At 71.5% G+C, this 18,679-nt stretch carries 18 protein-coding genes; 2 read left to right on the plus strand and 16 right to left on the minus strand.

The genetic code is table 11. The features are described 5' to 3' along the window. Positions 1-6: 6 nt before the first annotated feature. Both AB0N90_RS29150 and AB0N90_RS29155 read right to left on the minus strand, forming a co-directional pair. Positions 7-705, minus strand: coding sequence for a response regulator transcription factor (locus AB0N90_RS29150; protein ID WP_365201655.1), 699 nt, complete (start codon positions 703-705; stop codon positions 7-9). Further along, entirely contained in the window at positions 702-1,985 is a 1,284-nt protein-coding gene (locus AB0N90_RS29155) for a histidine kinase (RefSeq protein ID WP_365201657.1), read from the minus strand. The genes AB0N90_RS29150 and AB0N90_RS29155 overlap by 4 nt, the downstream gene beginning before the upstream one ends. A gap of 143 nt (positions 1,986-2,128) precedes the next feature. Between AB0N90_RS29155 and AB0N90_RS29160 the strand changes: the two genes are divergently transcribed. Beyond that, a complete protein-coding gene (locus tag AB0N90_RS29160) occupies positions 2,129-2,539 on the plus strand; it encodes a DUF4190 domain-containing protein (protein WP_365201659.1) in 411 nt (136 codons plus the stop codon). Positions 2,540-2,577: 38 nt separating this feature from the next. Then, positions 2,578-4,149, plus strand: a complete 1,572-nt coding sequence (locus AB0N90_RS29165) for an alpha/beta hydrolase (RefSeq protein WP_365201662.1) — start codon at positions 2,578-2,580, stop codon at positions 4,147-4,149. 57 nt (positions 4,150-4,206) lie between these two features. Here the strand turns inward: AB0N90_RS29165 and AB0N90_RS29170 are convergent, their stop codons facing one another. The 14 genes from AB0N90_RS29170 to AB0N90_RS29235 all read right to left on the minus strand — a co-directional run bounded on the left by AB0N90_RS29170 (position 4,207) and on the right by AB0N90_RS29235 (position 18,282). After that, positions 4,207-4,869, minus strand: a complete 663-nt coding sequence (locus AB0N90_RS29170) for a TetR/AcrR family transcriptional regulator (protein WP_365201665.1) — start codon at positions 4,867-4,869, stop codon at positions 4,207-4,209. A 102-nt stretch (positions 4,870-4,971) separates the two neighbouring features. Beyond that, positions 4,972-5,271: a DUF4229 domain-containing protein gene (locus tag AB0N90_RS29175; RefSeq protein WP_365201667.1), complete on the minus strand. Its 300-nt coding sequence runs from the start codon at positions 5,269-5,271 to the stop codon at positions 4,972-4,974. A gap of 93 nt (positions 5,272-5,364) precedes the next feature. Beyond that, positions 5,365-5,889 carry a GNAT family N-acetyltransferase gene (locus AB0N90_RS29180; RefSeq protein WP_365201669.1) on the minus strand — a complete coding sequence of 175 codons (525 nt, stop codon included), beginning with the start codon at positions 5,887-5,889 and terminating at the stop codon, positions 5,365-5,367. A gap of 16 nt (positions 5,890-5,905) precedes the next feature. Further along, positions 5,906-6,562: a UdgX family uracil-DNA binding protein gene (locus tag AB0N90_RS29185; RefSeq protein WP_365201670.1), complete on the minus strand. Its 657-nt coding sequence runs from the start codon at positions 6,560-6,562 to the stop codon at positions 5,906-5,908. Positions 6,563-6,847: 285 nt separating this feature from the next. After that, positions 6,848-8,059 (minus strand): methionine adenosyltransferase, encoded by a 1,212-nt coding sequence (gene metK / locus AB0N90_RS29190; protein WP_365201672.1) that lies wholly within the window; start codon positions 8,057-8,059, stop codon positions 6,848-6,850. A gap of 138 nt (positions 8,060-8,197) precedes the next feature. Next, positions 8,198-8,938, minus strand: coding sequence for a class I SAM-dependent methyltransferase (locus tag AB0N90_RS29195; RefSeq protein WP_365201675.1), 741 nt, complete (start codon positions 8,936-8,938; stop codon positions 8,198-8,200). Between the two features lie 47 nt (positions 8,939-8,985). Beyond that, positions 8,986-10,263, minus strand: a complete 1,278-nt coding sequence (locus AB0N90_RS29200) for an MFS transporter (RefSeq protein ID WP_365201677.1) — start codon at positions 10,261-10,263, stop codon at positions 8,986-8,988. Positions 10,264-10,519: 256 nt separating this feature from the next. Beyond that, positions 10,520-11,119: a TIGR00730 family Rossman fold protein gene (locus AB0N90_RS29205; protein ID WP_365201680.1), complete on the minus strand. Its 600-nt coding sequence runs from the start codon at positions 11,117-11,119 to the stop codon at positions 10,520-10,522. A gap of 66 nt (positions 11,120-11,185) precedes the next feature. After that, positions 11,186-11,947 (minus strand): FAD-dependent thymidylate synthase, encoded by a 762-nt coding sequence (gene thyX, locus AB0N90_RS29210; RefSeq protein WP_365201683.1) that lies wholly within the window; start codon positions 11,945-11,947, stop codon positions 11,186-11,188. An 18-nt stretch (positions 11,948-11,965) separates the two neighbouring features. After that, positions 11,966-12,967 (minus strand): DMT family transporter, encoded by a 1,002-nt coding sequence (locus AB0N90_RS29215; RefSeq protein WP_365201685.1) that lies wholly within the window; start codon positions 12,965-12,967, stop codon positions 11,966-11,968. Then, positions 12,964-14,022 carry a 2OG-Fe(II) oxygenase family protein gene (locus AB0N90_RS29220; RefSeq protein WP_365201688.1) on the minus strand — a complete coding sequence of 353 codons (1,059 nt, stop codon included), beginning with the start codon at positions 14,020-14,022 and terminating at the stop codon, positions 12,964-12,966. Before AB0N90_RS29220 ends, AB0N90_RS29215 begins: the two co-directional genes overlap by 4 nt. Positions 14,023-14,025: 3 nt before the next feature. Further along, positions 14,026-15,063: a ketoacyl-ACP synthase III family protein gene (locus AB0N90_RS29225; protein WP_365201691.1), complete on the minus strand. Its 1,038-nt coding sequence runs from the start codon at positions 15,061-15,063 to the stop codon at positions 14,026-14,028. A 118-nt stretch (positions 15,064-15,181) separates the two neighbouring features. Then, on the minus strand, positions 15,182-16,390 hold the full coding sequence (locus AB0N90_RS29230; RefSeq protein WP_365201693.1) for an MFS transporter: 1,209 nt from the start codon (positions 16,388-16,390) through the stop codon (positions 15,182-15,184). Beyond that, positions 16,387-18,282: an FAD/NAD(P)-binding protein gene (locus AB0N90_RS29235; protein ID WP_365201696.1), complete on the minus strand. Its 1,896-nt coding sequence runs from the start codon at positions 18,280-18,282 to the stop codon at positions 16,387-16,389. The genes AB0N90_RS29230 and AB0N90_RS29235 overlap by 4 nt, the downstream gene beginning before the upstream one ends. Positions 18,283-18,679 lie beyond the last annotated feature (397 nt).

Below are 18,679 nucleotides of genomic sequence, written 5' to 3' on the forward strand. Positions count from 1 at the left end.
TGCGTGTCAGCCGGTGACGCCGGGTACGACCAGGCCGGACTCGTACGCGATCACCACGGCGTGGGTCCGGTTCTGGGCGCCGAGCTTGGTCAGCACGTTCCCGACGTGCGTCTTCACCGTCTCCAGGCTGACCCCGCACGACCGCGCGATCTCCGGGTTGGACAGACCGGTGGCCATCAGGCGCAGCACCTCCTCCTCCCGGACCGTCAGCGCCGCCTGCGGCAGGGCTTCGGCGGAGTCCAGCGGGCGGGCGGCGACCAACCGGCGCAGCGCCGCGGGGAAGAGGATCGCCTCGCCCGCCGCGACCACCCGCACGGCCTGGGCGATCTCGGGGACCGGGTGCCGTTTGAGGACGAACCCGGCGGCTCCGGCGCCGAGTGCGGCGGTGACGTAGCCGTCGTTCTCGAAGGTGGTGATCACCACGACCTTCGGCGGCTCGTCCGGTCCGGCGAGGAGCCGCCGGGTGGCCTCGATGCCGTCGAGGCGCGGCATCCGCACATCCATCAGAACGACGTCCGGCCGCAACCGCCGCGCCCGCTCCACCGCCTCGGCACCGTCGGCGGCCTCCCCGACCACCACGATTCCCGGCTGCAGCGCGAGCAACGTACGCAGCCCGCTGCGCGTCACCGCGTCATCGTCGGCGATCAGGAGGGTGACGGCCGCGTTCACATCGGGACCGGCCGCGCTCACGGGGGAGCCGGTCATGCCGGCAGGCGTACTGGCAGCCGGACCGCGAGCCGCCAGTGTTCGGGGCCGTCGGGGCCGGCCGTGATCTCGCCGTGCAGGAGCCGTACGCGCTCGGTGAGTCCCGGCAGGCCGTGCCCGGACGTGGGGAAGGACGCCGTACCCGAACCGCCCCCCGAACCGGTCCGGTTGACCACGCTGAGGCTCAGCGCGTCCGGTGCGGCCGTCACCGTGACCCGGATCGGGCCGCCCGCTCCGTGCCGCAGCGCGTTCGTCAGCCCCTCCTGGAGGATCCGGTACGCGGCCCGGGCCGGCGTCCCCCGCACCCGGGTGAAGTCGCCCGACAGCTCCGGCTCCACCACCGCGCCCGCGTGCCGCAACCGGTCGAGCAGCTCGGGCAGATCGGCCAGGGACCGGGGCGGGGCCGTACCCGCCTGCTCCTCGCGCAGCATGCCCAGCACGTAGTCCAGGTCTTCGAGGGCGGCCCGGGTCGACTCCTCGATGCTGCGCAGCGCGGCCCGCGCCGCCTCCGGGTCGGCGCCGAGCACCTCGCCCGCCACCGCCGCCTGGATCGTGGCGGCCGTCAGCGTGTGTCCGATCGAGTCGTGCAACTCATGGGCCAGCCGGTTGCGTTCGGCCAGCGCCCGCTCCCGCTCGGCCGCCAGCGCGAGCCGCTCCGCCGACGACGGACCGAGCAGCCGGGGCGCCAGCCACCGCAGGGCGCCCGTCACCGCCAGACACAGCAGCGCCGCGAGCAGCAGACAGCCGAGCGCCGCCGCCCAGCTCTGCCAGCCCCGCTCCGGCCGCAGCGACCAGCCGCGCACGCTCACCCCGGCCCGCGCACCGGCCCAGCCACCGGGCAGCAGCAGGCCCGCGCCGACCAGCAGGACGGCCGACTGCGCTCCCGCCCAGCCCAGTGCCACGTGCGACAGCAGCCACAGGGGGGTGCGCAGGCGGTCGGTATCCGGTGCCGTGGAACGGGTCGGTGCCGCCGTGGATCGGGTCGGTGCCGTGGAGCGGGTCGGCTCGGCCGCGGGGTCCGGCAGCGGCACCCCCAGCATCCGCCGGGCGCACGCGATCAGCACCCGCCGCGTCGTACGAGCCAGCCCGAGCACGCCGATCAGCACGGCCCAGACCAGCACGGTCAGGACGATCCGCACGCCCTCGGGAGCGGACGGCCACGCCAGCGCCGGCAGCGCGGCGAACGGCAGCAGGGGGAGGCTCACCAGCGCGCCGCAATAGGCGAAGAGCGCACCCGCGTACGTGGAGCCGCGCAGCAGCGGCCGGAATCCCCTGGTCATAGCCACGTCAGTATGCCCGGACGGCGCACCGGCGGCCTCCCTCGATCGGGGGAGAGGATTCTCCCGCCTTTCCGCGATGTGTTCCGCGCGCGCCGAACTCCACAATCGGGGCTCACCGGTTGACGGGACGGAAGGACGGGCCGATGAACGCCCAGGGAATCGAGACGCACCACATGGCGTCCGCGCGAACAGACGCCGTAGGGACACGGCTCACGGCACCGAGGAACGGACTGGCCACGGCCGCCCTGACGCTGGGCGTCACCGGCCTGCTCACCTCCGTCGTCTTCGTCGGCGGCCCCCTCGCCGTGCTCGGTCTGATCCTCGGCATCGCCGCGCTGATGACGGCCAGAAGGACCGGCGCGGGCCGCGGCAAGGCCGTCACCGCCCTGGTGACGTCGGCCCTCGCCATCGTGGTGTCGGGGCTGGTCGTCGTCTGCGTCGTCTGGTACGCGAACCGGACGCAGGAGTGCTACCGGCCCGACAGCTTCCACCAGTACACGCAGTGCGTCCGCCAGCACCTCGACGGAGGCCGACCGGCCTCCTCCCACCGCTGACCCGGCAGCCCACCCTCCTCGACAAGGACGAGCACACCGTGCGCAACGGAAACACCCGCCGAATCCTCCTCCTCGCCGCCGGCCTCACGGCGGCCTGCCTCTCGTCGCCGATCCCGGCCCCGGCCCTCGCCGCGTCCGGTTCGTCCGGCGTCTCCACCGCCGCGGCCCCCCTGCGGGAGTACACCCAGCAGAAGCTCCACTGGAAGCCCTGCGACGCGAAGAGCCCCCGCGCCCTGCGGTGCGCGACGCTCAAGGTGCCGCTGGACTACAGCGACCCCGGGGGCCGGAAGATCAGCCTCTCGATATCCCGGCTGAAGGCGACCAGTACGACGGAGCGCCGCGGCGTCCTGCTGCTCAACCCGGGCGGCCCCGGCGCACCCGGACTCCAGCTGCCCACCGAGCTCCAGTTCCCCGCGGAGGTGAAGCGACAGTACGACCTCATCGGCTTCGACCCGAGGGGCGCCGGCCAGAGCTCCCCCGTCAGTTGCGGCCTGACCGCCGAGGAACAGGCCGACCATCCGTACAAGGCGGAGACCTTCACGAAGGATGTCGAGTGGGCCCGCACGGTCGCCGAGAAGTGCCGGGCGAAGGCCGGTGACCTGCTGCCGTACCTCATCACCCGCAACAGCGCCCGCGACATGGACGTCATCCGTGCCGTGTTGGGCGAGAAGAAGATCTCCTACTTGGGGTACTCCTACGGCACCTACCTCGGCGCCGTCTACATGCAGCTGTTTCCCGGGCGCGCCGACCGGTTCGTACTGGACAGCGCGACCGACCCCACGCGGATCTACCGGGGGACGTTCCAGGACATGGCGAAGGGCGCCGAGCAGGCGTTCACCCGATGGGCCGAGTGGACCGCCCGGCGCGACCGTACCTATGGACTGGGCGACACCCCCGCCGAGGTCCGCGCGACCTACTGGAAGCTGATCGCGCGGGCGGACCGCGAGCCGATCACCTTCGACGGACAGGCGCTGACGGGTGACGACATCCGCGCCGACAACAGCACGTTCTTCCACGTCGAGGCGGGCGCCGAGCGGATCGCCGCACTGAAGAAGGCCGCCGAGAACGGGACCCCGGCCCCCGCCCCGTCCGGCACGACCGGCACGACCGGCACGACCAGCACGACCGGCACGACCAGCACGACCGGCACGTCCGACCAGGCCGAGGCGCCCGACGACAACTACGCCTCCATCGCCTGGTCCGTCATGTGCGCCGACACCCGGACCTGGTCGCACGACCCCGAGCGCTACCGCCGCGAGGCGATCCGCGACAAGGCCCGCTACCCGCTGTACGGCGACTTCGCGAGCGCCATCACACCGTGCGCCTTCTGGCCGCGGGGCAGCGAGCCGCAGACCACGATCGACAACACGGTCGGCGCGCTGATCACCCAGAACGAATGGGACCCCCAGACCCCCCTGTTCGCCGGCCGGGCCATGCACCATGCCCTGCGCGGCTCCCGGATGCTCACCGTCACCGGCGGCGAGGGACACGGCGTCCTCTACATGCCCGGCGGCAACTCCTGCGCGGACAAGGCCGGCACGCTCTACCTGACCACGGGCAGGCTCCCCGCCGAGGACCTGACCTGCCGGGCCACCGCGAACCCGGCCTGACCTGCCGGGCCACCGAGCTGCCGGGCCACCGCGATCCGGCCCTGAACCGCCGGGAGGTCAGGGCCGGGCGGCCGACGCCACCCCCGGCGGCGCCCACCGGTTGCCGGACATCAGGTTGCCCAGGCCGGACCAGGCGAAGTTCATCAGGGTGGTGGCGGCCTGGGCGGCGGTGGCGGTCGGGATGGTGTTGGTCCGGTCGGCCAGGGATTCGGCGGCGCCGACCAGGGCCACGGCGAGGCCCTCGATCTCCTGGGCGGGGAGGTCACGGGAGTGCGGGGACTCCTGAGCGGCGCTCGCGATCAGACGGGTGACGAAGGCGGTCATCTCCGCGCGCATGGCGTCGGCCTCGGCGGCGAACCGGGGGCCGTGGGTGCGGGCCTGGAGGTGGAGGACGGTCCAGCCGTCGGGGTGCTCGGCGGTGTAGGTGAAGAACGCCCGCACGCCGTCCCAGAGTTGGCGGTCGGCGGGGAGGGCGGGACGCACCGCCGCCCGCACGGCCTCGGTCAGCGCGGCGGCCTCGCGGCGGATGCACGCGGTGAAGAGGTCGTCCTTGGAGTTGAGGTAGAGATAGACCAACGGCTTGGAGACGCCCGCCAGTTCGGCTATCTCGTCCATCGACGCGGCCGTGTACCCGTGCCGGGCGATGATCTCCACGGCGGCGTCGAGCATCTGCCGCTCGCGCTCCGCCCTCGGCATCCGTTTGGTCCTGCCGCCACCCATGTGGGCAAGACTAGAGGGATGCCGGGGCCGCCACCCGGCCTTTGGCGATCTTGATGTTCCCGGTGGCCGGTGCCGGGTGCGACCACGGGCGAGGGGGGCGCTTTACGACGGCTGGCTCTGCGCCCGCGCGCTGTCGTCGGCGGTGTCCTCCTGGCTGCGGTTCGCCTCCAGGTTCGCCTTCATCCGGTCGACCCGGCCGACCACGTGCATCGAGGCCCGGTCCCGCTCCTTGCGCAGCACGACCCAGCTGATCGGCGCCGAGACGACCAGGGCGAGCAGGGCGATCCACAGGCCGTTGGAGTTGCCGAAGCCGCGCGGGAAGATGCCGGAGTAGACGGCTCCCCAGACGACCAAGAGGCAGCCCACGAAGATACCGAGGCGCTTCAGCGTGTAGCGGAGCATCTCAATCCACTCGTCCGATTCCAAAAGGGGTCATCGTCCAGTGAAGCATGTCTCGTGGGCGATCATGCAGCGGGGTCTGCGGGGCGGGACGGGTCAGCCGAGGGACAGCAGCATGAAGATCTCGTCGCGGTCGTCGTCCGGGGCGACGCGGACGGCGCCGGGGACGCGGCCGACCTCCTTGTAGCCGCAGGAGCCGTAGAAGTGCTCCAGGCCGTGGCCGCCGCGGCAGGACAGACGGATCGCCTCGATGCCGGGCGTCGCGCGGGCCGCGTCCTCGGCGGCGGCGAGCAGGTCGCGGCCGTAGCCCTTGCCCTGGTGACGGGGGTGGACCATCACGGAGTACAGCGACAGCCAGTGGGCGTTCAGATGCTGCGGGTTCCCGGTGAGGAACGCCGCCGCGGCGGTCGTGCCGTGCGCGTCCCGGCCGACGAGGAGGCGGGTACGGCCCTCCGCCATGTGCACGAAGTGGCGTACCAGCTCGGGCCGTATCTCCTCGCGCTGCACCGGCGGGACGAAACCGACGGCGCCGCCCGCGTTCGACACGTCCGTCCAGAGGTCGAGGAGGTCGTCGCGCAGGGCGGGGGTGATGGGGGGTTCCAGGGTGAAAGTAAGGGTCACCAGCGCATCGTATCCATTACCCGAGGGTGCGGGCAGCGATTTTCAGATCGGCGAGAAATCCCTGGTAGGCGGCGTCGCGGTCATCGGCGCGGAGCACGGACGACGGGTGCACGGTGGGGAGCAGGCGTTCGGGGTGGCCGTGGATGTCCTGCTCGATGACGGTGCCGCGCACCCGGCCGACCCGGAAGGAGGAGCCGAGCAGCGCCTTGCCCGCGGTGGCGCCGAGGATGATGATCAACTCGGGCTCTACGAGTGCCAGTTCCCTCGCAAGCCAGGGCGCGCAGGCCGACATCTCCCTCAGGGTGGGGGCGCGGTGGATCCTGCGCTTGCCCGGCTCGGACTGCGCGAACTTGAAGTGCTTGACCGCGTTGGTGACGTACGCCCGCGCCGGATCAAGCCCGGCCTCCGCCAGCGCCTTGTGCAGCAGATGCCCGGCCGGGCCCACGAAGGGCCTGCCCTGCCGGTCCTCCTGATCACCGGGCTGCTCCCCCACGAGCATCACCCGGGCGTCCTTGCTCCCCTCACCGAAGACGGTCTGGGTGGCGGGGGCATGAAGGGGGCAGCCCCGGCAGTCCGCCGCCGCCTTACGCAAGGCGTCGAGTCCGCCGCGGGCGGGGACGAAGGGGGCGGCTGTGTAGGCGTCCTCGGGGGTGGGGGCGGGGGTGCGGGCCATGACCGCCGAGTACCCGGCAGCCAGAGCGTCGTGGTGGCGAACGGGCAGTCGTCGGCGGCGTGCCGGCTCTGGTCCTCCCGCGCGTAGGCCGACGCGGCGCTGCCCTGGCCGCCCACGGCGGCCCGGGCCTGGAGCGCCGCGTAGTCAACCAGGTGTGCGCACTCGGTACGGGTGCCCGGCATCGGGAGCAGCTGGGCCGGCGCTGGAGGGGGCTACGAGGCAGCGGTACGGACGGATACTCGGCAGGGACACGCCTTCCGCCTCAGTCGGTCGGTCGAGCGGTGGTCAGCCTCGGTGTGCCGCATGCCGGAGGGCTTCGGCGCGATCGGTGCGTTCCCAGGTGAAGTCGGGGAGTTCGCGGCCGAAGTGGCCGTACGCGGCGGTCTGAGCGTAGATCGGGCGCAGCAGGTCCAAGTCACGGATGAGGGCGGCCGGGCGCAGATCGAACACCTGGGTGACGGCTCGCTCGATGGCGGCCTGGGAGACGGTGGCCGTCCCGAAGGTCTCGACCAGAAGCCCGACCGGCTCGGCCTTCCCGATCGCGTAGGCGACCTGGACCTCGCACCGGGAGGCCAGGCCCGAGGCCACCACGTTCTTCGCGACCCAGCGCATCGCGTATGCCCCACTGCGGTCGACTTTCGAGGGGTCCTTGCCGGAGAAGGCCCCGCCCCCGTGCCGGGCCATGCCGCCGTACGTGTCGACGATAATCTTGCGCCCGGTCAAGCCCGCGTCGCCCATCGGGCCGCCGATCTCGAACCGTCCGGTGGGGTTCACCAGCAGCCGGTGGTCGTCGGCTTCCAGATCGATGCCCTGCTCGGACAGCGCCTTCAGCTCCGCCTCCACCACATACGTGCGGATGTCGGGGGCCAGGAAGGAGTCGAGGTCGATGTCGGCCGCATGCTGGGAGGACACGACGACCGTATCGAGCCGTATCGGCTTGCTGCCCTGGTACTCCACCGTCACCTGCACCTTGCCGTCCGGGCGGAGGTAGGGCAGCACGCCCTCCTTGCGCACCCGAGTCAGCCGCTGGGCCAGCCGGTGCGCCAGTTGGATCGGCAGAGGCATCAACTCCGGTGTCTCGGAGCAGGCGTAACCGAACATCAGGCCTTGGTCACCGGCACCCTGCCGGTCTATCTCATCGTCGGCGACACCGGTGCGCAGCTCGTAGGCGGTGTCCACGCCCTGCGCGATGTCCGGGGACTGGCCGCCGATGGACACCGAGACACCGCAGGTCGCGCCGTCGAATCCCTTGGCGGACGCGTCGTAGCCGATCTCGGTGATCCGCCTGCGGACAAGTGCGGCAACATCGGCGTACGCACGCGTCGTGACCTCTCCAGCGACATGCACCATGCCGGTGGTCACAAGGGTCTCGACGGCGACCCGGGAAGCCGGGTCCTGCTGTAGCAGCGCGTCGAGGACCGTGTCGCTTATCTGATCGGCGATCTTGTCGGGATGTCCCTCGGTGACGGACTCCGAGGTGAACAAGCTGCGGGACATGGGTCTCCCTGGGGTCGCGGCGGCTGCCGGCTCGGACGGAACGCGGGGTGCGGGGCACTGCGGTGGCCGGGGGTCCGCGTGCGGGGGATCACGGGGCCCCCGGCCGGTCAATGGGCGGGCGCTCGGCGGCGGACAGTGTCAGACCGCGCGACAGCGCAGCAGCGCCAGCGTCGGGTTGGCGCGCCAGTCCGCCCAGTACTGCTCGCCGAACGCCAGGACACCCTCGGCGCTCACGTGCACGGGCTCCCAGCCGATGTCCGTGAACCCGGCCGCGCGCAGCGCCTCCTCGTACACGGCTCGGCGCGGGAAGTGCGCGTTGATGGTGATGGCCGGCTCCAGGAGCGCGGTGATCCTGGCCCGGGGACCGGCGTCGGCCTCCCCGTCGTGCTCATGCAGGAAGCCGTACTTGCGTGTCCCCGGCCCGTCAAAGCGGTAGTCAGGGTTCTGCGTGAGGGTGAGGAACTCGCCGCCGGCGACGAGGTTGCGGCGCACGCCGACGCACATCCGCTTCATCGCGGCCGCGGTGTCGGCGTAGTTGAGCAGGTAGGCCGCCGTCACTATGTCGAACGGAGGCTCGTCCACAAGAGGTTCGGCGGCGTCCGCGACCGCGTAGCGCACACCGCACGGACGCGCCGCCTCGTACTGCCGGGCCGCATCGATCATGGCCGCCGAGATGTCGGCCCCCACCACGCGCCCGGCACCGAGCGCCTTGATGCGCCGCGTGTAGTAACCGGTCCCGCACGCCAGGTCGAGCACGGAGCGGCCGATGACGTGATCCAGCATGCCGAGGAAGCTGGGCAGTTCTGAGTACCGGATCATCGGCAGGGACTTGAACCCCTCGTAGGCGACACCGATCTCGTCGTACTGGTCGACGCTCATGGCGCTTCTCTCCTCACCGGGCCCGCCGGGGCCGTAGGACTAGACCGTCAGGCGGTGGGACCGCCCGCGGAGATCTCGGGTGCGGCGCGCCGAGTGCGCAGGGCGACGACCGCTCCCATCAGGGACAGCAGGACGATCGCGGCACCGACGTAGCCGAGCACGTTGACGGCGGTACCGGAGCCGAGCAGGCGCGAACCGGTCCAGGATCCGACCGCGTTGCCCAGGTTGAAAGCGGAGGTGTTGGCGGCCAGCACCAGGGTGGAGCCGCCGCCGGCCGCGCCGAGGGCCCATGCCTGCAACGGCGGCACAAGCGCTCCGGAGGCCACGCCGATGAGCAGGACGGCGATGGTCGTGGGCAGGGTGTGCCGGGCACCGGCCGCGATCAGCAGCAACATCGCGGCGAGCACCGCGAGCATCCCGGCGAGAGTGGTCCGCAGGGACCGGTCGGCCAGCCGTCCGCCGAGCGCGTTGCCGATGAAGCCGCCGAGACCGAAGACGAAGAGCATGGCGGCGGCCACAGATTTGCCGAACCCCGTCACGTCGCGCAGCAGCGGGGTGATGTAGCTGTAAAGCAGAAACCAGCCGGTCTGGGAGACCGCCGTGACGGCCATCGCCCACAGCACCTGGGATCGGCCGAGCACCTTGACCTCGGTGCGCAAGGACACCTTCTGACCGCCGCCGAGTCCGCCGGGCACCAGCGTCCCGATGGCTACGACGCCGACGACCGCGGCGACCGCCACTGTCCAGAACGTGGCACGCCACCCCCACTGTTCACCGATGACCGTGCCGATGGGGCCGCCGAGCACGGTGGCGAGGCCCAGTCCGCCGGCGACCCAGGCGATCGCGGATGCCTGGCGGTTCGGCGGCGAGAGCCGGATGGCCAGCAGGATGCTCGCGGCCGCGAAGGTGCTGTGGGTGAGCGCACCGAGGGTGCGCGCGCCCATCAGAACGCTGAACGAGGGGGCGAGGGCGCCGAGGACGTTGGCAACGGCGAATACCCCGAGCAGGGTCAGCGCCAGAGGCTTGGGCGCAAACCTCGCGGTGAGCACCGTGACGACGGGTCCGCCGATGGCGACCGCGAAGGCGTAGGCGCTGAGTAACTGGCCCGCCTTGGCGACCGTGACATGCAGGTCCGACGAGACGTCGAGGAGCAGTCCGATCAAGGCGAACTCGGCCGAGCAGAGCGCGAAGACGGACAAGGACAGGGCCAGCAGGGGGATCACGGAGAACCGCTCGGCCGCGCCGCCGTCCGGCGGCTCCTGCCCGGGGACGGGCGCCTTGTCTGTGGTCAGAGCGTCGGACTGCGGATTCGTGGGGGCGGACAAGAGGTGGCCTCCTAGCCGTTCGGCCGAGTACGGGGGATGTAGGGGCGGTCGTGCGTCCGACGCGGGATGGGAACGATGTGGGCCGGACGATCGATCTGGCGGTTCGATCTAAGTCGGATCCACTATAGGTCGTTTCGACATACGCCAGTGTAAGGGCGCATCCGCGAACGTCGTCAAGCGGAATTCGGACGGCCACACGGCAACGCCCGGCCCCGGAGCACAGCCGACCCTTCGGCGAACGGCCGGGAGGATGCCGTCAGTCGACCGGCAACGGGGCCGGCCGCGACGACGGCCCCGCGGGCCAGCGCGGGGCGGGCGGACTCCAGCGCGCGACCACGTCCAGGACCTCGTCCGCGCTGTGTACGGGTATGAGGGAACGGCTCTCCTCTACGCTCATGAAGCCGTAGTTGGCGCTCTTGACCGCGAGGGACAGCAGCCGGTTCCAGTAGTCCTCGGTGTTGAGCAGCATGACCGGTTTGCGGTGATGCCCGAGCACCAAGGACGCCCAGACCTCGAAGAGTTCCTCCAGGGTGCCGATGCCGCCAGGCAGGGCGACGAAGCAGTCGCCGAGGCGCTCCATCATCGCCTTGCGTTCCCGCATCGACTCGACCACGTGCAGTTCGCTGAGCGAGGTGTGGGCGACCTCCGCGTCGACCAGTGAGCGCGGGATGACGCCGATCACCTTGCCGCCGTGCGCGAGGGCCGCGTCGGCGACCACGCCCATCAGACCGACGCTGCCACCGCCGTAGACGATGTCGCAGCCGGACTGCGCCAACCGGGCCGCGAACCGGCCCGCCTCCTGGGCGAACACGGGCCGGTTGCCGACCGAGGATCCCGCGTAGACCGTGACTCGCATTGCTGGACCTCCAGGTGAGGGGCTCGCCGGGACCGCGGCCCCGGCGCGGCGGACGGACCTGTCGGGTCAGGGGCTCACCCGTCCGAACTTCTCGAACGCCTGGTGTGTCAGTGGCATCAGTCGCGCGAACTCCTTCTCCATGCCTTCGGCGACCAGCTCGATCTCCCGCTGCGGCGAGGACGGGTAGGCGGCGTCGGGACGGTTGGTGCGCAACCCCAGGAAGTGCATCAGGGCACGCGCGTTGCAGGTCGCGTACACGGACGAGTACGTGGCGACCGGGAGCACCATGCGGGCGATCTCGCGGGCTATGCCGCCGTCGAGCATGCGCGTGTACTCGCGGTAGGCGGCGCCGTAGACGGCCTGGGCGGAGGCATGGACGCCCTCCAGATCACCGGGTGCGCCGGGCACGTACTGGTAGTGGCCGGGCTTGCCCTCCTGGCGCAGCAACCGCGAGGCGTCAGGGACGTAGAAGACCGGGTTCATTTCCCGGTATCGGGCGCTCTCCTCGTTGAACGACCAGGTCCGGTGCCGCATGAGATGCCGCACGGTGAAGATCGGCGCGCTGATCAGGAACGTCATGTAGTTGTGTTCGAAGGGGCTGCCGTGCCGGCTGCGCATCAGGTAGTTGATGAGCCCGGTGGCATAGCTGTCGCCGCGCTCCTCCTGGTGGGCCCGTTCACCCGCCGTGGATACCCGGGCTGCCCGCACCACACCGATGTCGTCGGCACGGTGGTCCACCAGCTCGACCGTGATGTCGCTGCGCAGTTCGATTCCGGCATCCGGGTCGAGGTCCGCGGCAGGCACCGCCGTCTCGGTCAGGGAGGTCATATTTTCCGCCTGGTTCTGTCAGGGAGCCGAGGGCTCCGGTTCGAGAGGGAGATGGTCGTCGGAGACGCTGCGCGTGGTGAGGGACGGCTGGACCGCGAGGGCCGCCGCGGCCAGTACAGCGAGGGAGGAGAGGACCGCGCCGACGCCGTCGTGCACACCGCCGGGCGCCAGGGCGTCGACGGCCAGGGCCCCGAGAGTCTGGCCGGCCACCATGGCCAAACCCGTGACCAGCACGCCGATGCGGCGCACCAGCAGAACAGCGGCGAGCACGAACACCAGCCCCAGCAGCCCGCCCGAGTACAGCGGTACGTCCCCCGGCCAATGGCGTGGCAGACCGCGCCGGGCCACGTCGATGACCAGGGCGACGCCCAGAACGACCGCGGCGAGCAGGAAGTTGAGCGTCACCGACGGCCATGGGGTGCGAGCCGCCACGTTGAGCCGGCCGTTCACGGCCATCTGCCAGGACAGTCCGATCCCGCCCAGGATCGGGAGAACGGTGAGCCACGCCGTCCGGGTACCGATCGAACCGAGCAGCGGTACCGCCACGGCGGTCAGCGCCAGCACCGCGCCGGCCACCCGGCGGGGCGTGACCCGGCACACTCCCGACGGGCCGAGACCGAAGTGGTCGACCCACAGCCCGCTGAGGGTCTGACCGCCGACCAGTGCGACGGTGTAGGTCGCGGCGCCGAGCGCCGAGGTGCTGATGCCCTGGGAGAGCACCACGACACCGCCGACGAGTCCACCGAGGAAGTGGTAGGGCCGCAGCCGCTCGCCGCCGGCCCGGGCGCGCAGCGTCCCTGCCAGCTGTGCGAGGCCGGCTCGGAAGGAGGGCAGGAAGGGGCATACCGCGAGTAGCGCCAGCAGGCCCATGCCGTCGGAGAGAGCGGCCGCGGCGACGCCGTCATGGGTCTCGGTGCCGAGTCGGCCGTTGACCCACGCCTGGAGGGAAAGCACGGCTCCGGCCAGCAGGGCGGCGGACATCGCGGCGGCCCGGGAGGCACGACCGTCGAGGGCGGTCATATCCCGTAGGCGGCGCTGAGCTTGCCGACCAGGTACTCCCCGGAGGTGGTGGGCGGGTGCCGCGGCGGGTTGCCCGGACCGCTGCAGGTGGGGATGCACTCGATGCGTGCCGTGTAGTTGGGCTGCAGAAAGAACGGGATGGAATAGCGCTCGTGGTACGCGGCCTCACGCGGCGGATTGACCACACGATGCACCGTGCTGACCCACCGATCATTGGTCCACACGGCCATCAGGTCACCGATGTTGACGACGAAAGTGCCTTCGAGGGCAGGCACGTCCACCCACGCGCCCGCCTTGTCCCGCACCTGGAGGCCACCCGGTGCCCCGTCCTGGTACAGGACGGTCAGCACGCCCCAGTCACTGTGCACGCCCTTGCGGAGCTGCCCGGGCTCGGGGGGTACCTCCTGCGCGGGGTAATAGTTGGCGGTCATATTGGAGATGTGGTGGTCGATCTTGTCGAGGAACCAATTCTCGTCGAGACCGAGGGCCAGGGCCATCAACCGGGTCAGCTCCCGCGCGAGTTCTTCCATCGTGCGGTAGTAGGCGAGGTAGGCCTCGCGGAAACCCTGCAGCATGGGCCACTTGTTCAGTGTGGCCAAGCCCTTGCGCGCGTGGTGGGGGATGCCGGTCGCCCCCACGTCGCCGAGCCGATTGTAGGTGTAGGTCTCGGACAGGTCCGCCAGCCGGCGCGCGGTCTCCGCGTCCACTCCGTCGTTCGCGGCCGCGAGGTTGCCCGCCACACCGAACCCGCGCATGAGCGGGTCGGACGGGTCCGCCAGTAACTGGCGCTTGACAGCGGTCGGCAGGGCGAAGAAGTTCTGGGTCGCGCGATAGACATCCTGGATCAGCGACTCGGGCACACCATGCCCGGTGACGGCCATGAAGCCGCTCGTCTCGCACACCTCGCCGATGACACGCGCGACATCCAGCCGCTGGGCGCGGTCCCCTCGGCGCGCGGAGGAGATGTCGATGACCGGTACATAGCCGTGTACGAGCGTGACGGGCTCCTGCTCCGCCGTGGCGCCGGAACCTGAGGCATTCGGTTCAGTGAGCATGCGTCAACTTCCTTGTTCGCTGTCGTCGGCGGCCTGCACCAGCGCACAGACCCAGGTCAGACCGGCACCGGCCCCGATGAGCAGCGCCATGTCGCCGGGCGCGAGGATGCGGCCCTCGTACAGGTCGTTGAGGTCGGCACCCCAGTCCCCGCAGCCCAGGTGGCCGGTCAGATCGTCGAAGCGGAGGTACTCGACATCCAGCAGGTCGTTCAGGGCGGGCAGGTACAGCGCCGTGACCCCGCTGGTCCCGATGCGGGGCAGCACCACGTACCGCAGACGCTCGTCGTCCGCGTCGACACCGGCGTCCTGCAACGTCGACGTGACCAGGCTGGTGATGTGGTCGTAGGCCACGCTCGCCAGTAGTTCCGAGCCCGCCCTGGCCGAGTCCAGCACGCTGAAAGGGAGTTCGACCTGCATGGGCATGTCGGCGAACGGGCGGTCGCCACGGACGAGTACTTCGAGGTCAGGGGCCACGTAGGTATTGACCGCGAGTAGCGCGAAGGGGGCGTCCGCACCGGGGGACCGCTCCAGCAGGATGGCGGTCCCCGAGTCGCCGAGCGGCATGGAGGGCTGGAAGTTCCAGCGGTCGATGCCGGGCAGGACGAACCGGTCGGAGGCGGTCACCAGGGCCCGGCGCACCGCGGGATCGGCGGTGAGCCGGAGCGCGGCGTCCTGTAACGCGAGGCCTCCGCCGTCGCAACCCTGGTGCAGGGCGAGTGGCAGGCAGCCCTCAGCCCCGAGCAGCTTGGCGATGTAGTGCGGAGGGGACCACATGTCGTGCCCCTGGTGGTAGATCCATGTGTGCACCAGGACGTCGATGTCGCCGCCGTCCCAGCCGGCCCGGTCCAGGGCGATCCGAGCCGCGCGCACCGCCATGTCGGGTGCCGAGATCTCCGTGGCGATCGGCAGCGCGGTGACGCCCATGCGCTCGGCCACCTCAGGAGGCAGACGGCCTTCCTCCACCGCTTGCGCGGCGGTGTCCAGTGTTTCGGGCAGCCACACGCCGACCGCTCGTATACCTACGTCGGTTCCGAACCTCATTCCGCTTCCCTTCGGGAACGCCGTTGACACTCATGCAAGCATCGGCGCCCTAACTTGTCAATATTGTCAATGACGAAGCAAATGATCCGTCACGGCGGCTCGCGACCTCTTGTGACCGTCAACGGGAACGCGTACGGGCAGCCCCCCAGACGCACTGGGCGGCGACCGCGCCGACCGCTGCCATGCCCCACCAGGCCCGCTGGGCCCACGCCTCGGTGAGCCACCCGAACCCGAACGGCCCGACGGCCGCTCCGAGCGAGACGCCCATCTGGGTCATCGCCGTCGCCTGCTTCTCCCGGCCCGGGTAGGAGACTCCGGCGATGTAGTGCAGCAGCCCGGCCCACCCCCACCCCCCGGCGTAGGCGAGAAACGCCCCGGCGACGCCGGCGGACCGGGTGCCGAGGGCGAGCAACGCCGTGCCGACCGCGCCGGTCAGGAACATCACGCTCAACTCACGCCACGGGTGGCCGTGGTCGCGGTCGGCGAGCCACCCCGCGCCTACGCGTACCAGCACGGACAGGCCGGCCGCGCCCGCCGCCACGAATCCCGCGGTGGCCAGGGTGAAACCGGCGTCGGTCAGCGTGAGGATCAGGAATCCGCCCAAGCTGTTGCCGACGACCGCTCCGAGCAGTCCGGCCGCCGCCAGGGACGCGAGCCGCCGGTCCCAGCGCAGTGGCGTCGCGGCCGCCGGTTCCGGCCGCGTTCCCCGCGGCCCGCGCACGGCGAACAGCAAGCCGTACCCGAGGCACACGGCGCTGCCCCCCGCGAAGACGGTGCGCCAGCCCAGGGGAATCGCGGCGAGGGGCACCGCGACACTGCACAGCAGGGTCGCCGCGGGCACCGCGGCCTGCTTGAGACCGAAGGCGAGTCCGCGCACGGTCGGTGCGCATCGCCGCATCAGCAGGGAATTGGTGTAGGGCTGGCTGAAGCCGTACGCGCAGCCGCCGAGCGTGCCCCCGGCCCACAGTCCGGCCCGGGGTAGCGCGGCGGCCGACGCGAGAGCTGCCGCCGTCGCCAGCAGCGCGAGGAGTACGACCCGCTCGGCCGTGAGCGGTGCGCGGCTCCTGCGGCTGGCAAAGGCACCGGCCAGCGAGCCGAGCCAGTACACCGCCAGGACCGTGCCGAGTCCGCCCGTGCTCCAGCCCAGATCGGCGTCGATGAGGTCGGCCGCGGCACCGGGAAGGAACACCGGGGTCGCGGTCAGCGTCGTCGTGGCCGCCACGTGCCACGCCGTGCCGAGTCCGCGCCGGCCGTGGGGCGAGGCGCCTGGCGGCGGCCCCGCCGCGCCCGGTCCCGGACCGGCCGCGGTGATGGCGGTTCCGCTCATGCCGCCTCCCTCACTCCGACGGGCATCCGCACCGGCACCGCCTGCTCGAACAGCGCGCGGGAGATCGCGTCGGCGTCCAGCACCGTCACGGACCCCGCGCCGGGCCGGATGCCCGCCGCGGTCACCCAGTGGACGCCCTCCGTGGGGACGCCGAAGGCGAAGCGCCGCGAATGCGCCCGCCCAGCGGCGTCGACGAGGCGGGCGGGCCGTTCGGTCACTGCGAGCGCCCCGGTGTCGTAGCCCGGGCCGTCCGGGTCGGGCACCCGGAACGAGGCCGCCTCGCCCCGTGCCAGCAGGTCCCGCAGCAGCGGATCGGTCGTGCGTCGCACATCCGGCTCGGGCAGCCGCGCCTCGATCAGCGCGTCGGCGCGCACCGGCGCCCCGGCCACCATCGGTGACCAGGCGAGGAAGCCACGGCCCGTCGCTTCCGGCTCGACCCGCAGCCGGGGACCGATCAGCCGCAGCACCCCGGCCTCCATCAGGGCCAACGCCTCCAAGGTGCGGCTGCGCGGTGGGCCGATGGAGAGGAAGGCGTTCAACGGAGTGAACCAGCGGCGCAGTTCGTCGCGGTACGAGGTGCCGGTGACCCCCGCGTGATCGACGATGGCGCGCACCTGATTACGCAGATCACGCAGCACGTCCAGCGCCTTCTTCACCGGGTCGGACAGATTGCCCCGCGCCGCCCGTTCGGCGTCCTGCCGCAGATAACCGGCGGCCCACTCCCCGTAATGCTCCGCGCTGCGGAAGGTGCGCCCCAGGTACGGCCGCGCCAGGTGCTCCCAGTCCCAGCGCGCGTCCTCCCCGATGCCGTAGGCGTCGAGCACCGAACGCTCGGCGGCGCTGCCACATGGGGCAGCCAGCACGGCACCCCGGAATGCCTCGGACGCGGCCGGGTCCAGCCCGCGGTTCCGCACCAGGCCGACGTAATAGGCGGTTTCGACCTCCTTGGCAATGTACGGCCACACATGTCGGCGGAAAGACAGACTCCCGTCCCTCCTGGCACGGTGCCGCAGCGAGGCGATCACCTCGGGGGTCAGGACAACCGCCTCGTGCACCCCGGACGGCCCCTTCTCATTGGCACCCCGGGCCTGATGCGGGATGCCGCGCCGGGAGCCGGCGAACAGCAGCGGTTCGCGCCCCGAGGCACGGTAGACGAGTCGTCCGTCCGCCCCGGTCTCGAAGGAGCCTCCGCGCCCTACCGTCAGGAGCGCCATGTGGTCGAAGAAATTCAGACCGAGTCCGCGCAACAGAACGCGGTGGCCAGGACCCAGCTTCGACAGGTCCGCGTCGGCGGGATTGCCGGGCGGCACGTAGCACAGCCCGTGGCGGGCAGCGTGGTCGCCGAGCGCGGTCTCTTCGGCCGTGGGCGCGACCGGCAGGTGTCCCTGGCTGAGCACGACGGCGTCCAGACCGCCCAGCGTCGTGCCGCCGGACAAGTGCACTGCCTGCCCACGGGGGCCCTCCCGCAGCCGCACAGCGCGGTCACGGTGTACCCGGACGGTGACTTCGTCGGGGGCGCGCTCTACGAGGTACCCGAGCACCCAGCGCAGGTACCGGCCGTACTGCGCACGCGTGGGGTAGTCATCAGGACGCGGTGCCCGTGACGCCTCCTGCGGGTCACGGCGCGCCCATTCGTACAGGGACGGGCCGCCCAGCAGTGGGACATCGGATCCCGCGGTCTCGTCAGCGAACACCGTCACCTGGGAGGCGACCGTGTTCATCAGCAGGCAGCCGGCCTGGTCGGTACGCCACACCGCGCCCGCGCCGGCCGGGTGGGGGTCGACGAGGTGAACAGTGACCGATCGCGCCCGCGGCTCTGCCACGGCACGGGCGACGATCCTCTCCAGCACGCACAGTCCTCTCGGACCGGCGCCGACAATGCACACTTCCATGCTCGTGATCACCCAGATCTCCCGATACGCGAAGGAAGCCGGCGGGCCGCTACGGCACACCGCCGGAAGGCACTCCGCGCCCGCTTCGGCCAGGCGCGGTGAATCGGTGGATCAGGGGCAGACGCGCGACGCACGGGAAGGCGGACCCAGAGGGTCAAGGCGCCCGGCGAGGCGTGCAGGCGGCAGGGCGGGCGTCGCGACGAAGCCTCGTGCCGCGCCTCCGATGCGGGAGCGGCGATTCGTCCGCTCCTTGCAGCAGGTCATGCGTCTCCCCCGTAAAACGCTTCCGGCCGATGTAGTCGCGCGGCATTGGTTCGCCCGGCTCGTTTCCGCCGCGCGGCGATCAAGCCGAAAGCATGTTGCCCGACTGTCGAGGCAGACGGAAATAGCTCTTGAG

Source organism: Streptomyces sp. NPDC093018 (assembly GCF_040684035.1).
GTDB classification, from domain to species: Bacteria; Actinomycetota; Actinomycetes; order Streptomycetales; family Streptomycetaceae; genus Streptomyces; species Streptomyces murinus.

Coding starts and splice junctions, on each gene's coding strand:
- AB0N90_RS29150 (WP_365201655.1), bottom strand. CDS start 705: ATGACCGGCTCCCCCGTGAGCGCGGCCGGTCCCGATGTGAACGCGGCC.
- AB0N90_RS29155 (WP_365201657.1), bottom strand. CDS start 1,985: ATGACCAGGGGATTCCGGCCGCTGCTGCGCGGCTCCACGTACGCGGGT.
- AB0N90_RS29160 (WP_365201659.1), top strand. CDS start 2,129: ATGAACGCCCAGGGAATCGAGACGCACCACATGGCGTCCGCGCGAACA.
- AB0N90_RS29170 (WP_365201665.1), bottom strand. CDS start 4,869: ATGGGTGGCGGCAGGACCAAACGGATGCCGAGGGCGGAGCGCGAGCGG.
- AB0N90_RS29175 (WP_365201667.1), bottom strand. CDS start 5,271: ATGCTCCGCTACACGCTGAAGCGCCTCGGTATCTTCGTGGGCTGCCTC.
- AB0N90_RS29185 (WP_365201670.1), bottom strand. CDS start 6,562: ATGGCCCGCACCCCCGCCCCCACCCCCGAGGACGCCTACACAGCCGCC.
- metK (WP_365201672.1), bottom strand. CDS start 8,059: ATGTCCCGCAGCTTGTTCACCTCGGAGTCCGTCACCGAGGGACATCCC.
- AB0N90_RS29195 (WP_365201675.1), bottom strand. CDS start 8,938: ATGAGCGTCGACCAGTACGACGAGATCGGTGTCGCCTACGAGGGGTTC.
- AB0N90_RS29205 (WP_365201680.1), bottom strand. CDS start 11,119: ATGCGAGTCACGGTCTACGCGGGATCCTCGGTCGGCAACCGGCCCGTG.
- thyX (WP_365201683.1), bottom strand. CDS start 11,947: ATGACCTCCCTGACCGAGACGGCGGTGCCTGCCGCGGACCTCGACCCG.
- AB0N90_RS29215 (WP_365201685.1), bottom strand. CDS start 12,967: ATGACCGCCCTCGACGGTCGTGCCTCCCGGGCCGCCGCGATGTCCGCC.
- AB0N90_RS29220 (WP_365201688.1), bottom strand. CDS start 14,022: ATGCTCACTGAACCGAATGCCTCAGGTTCCGGCGCCACGGCGGAGCAG.
- AB0N90_RS29225 (WP_365201691.1), bottom strand. CDS start 15,063: ATGAGGTTCGGAACCGACGTAGGTATACGAGCGGTCGGCGTGTGGCTG.
- AB0N90_RS29230 (WP_365201693.1), bottom strand. CDS start 16,390: ATGAGCGGAACCGCCATCACCGCGGCCGGTCCGGGACCGGGCGCGGCG.
- AB0N90_RS29235 (WP_365201696.1), bottom strand. CDS start 18,282: ATGGAAGTGTGCATTGTCGGCGCCGGTCCGAGAGGACTGTGCGTGCTG.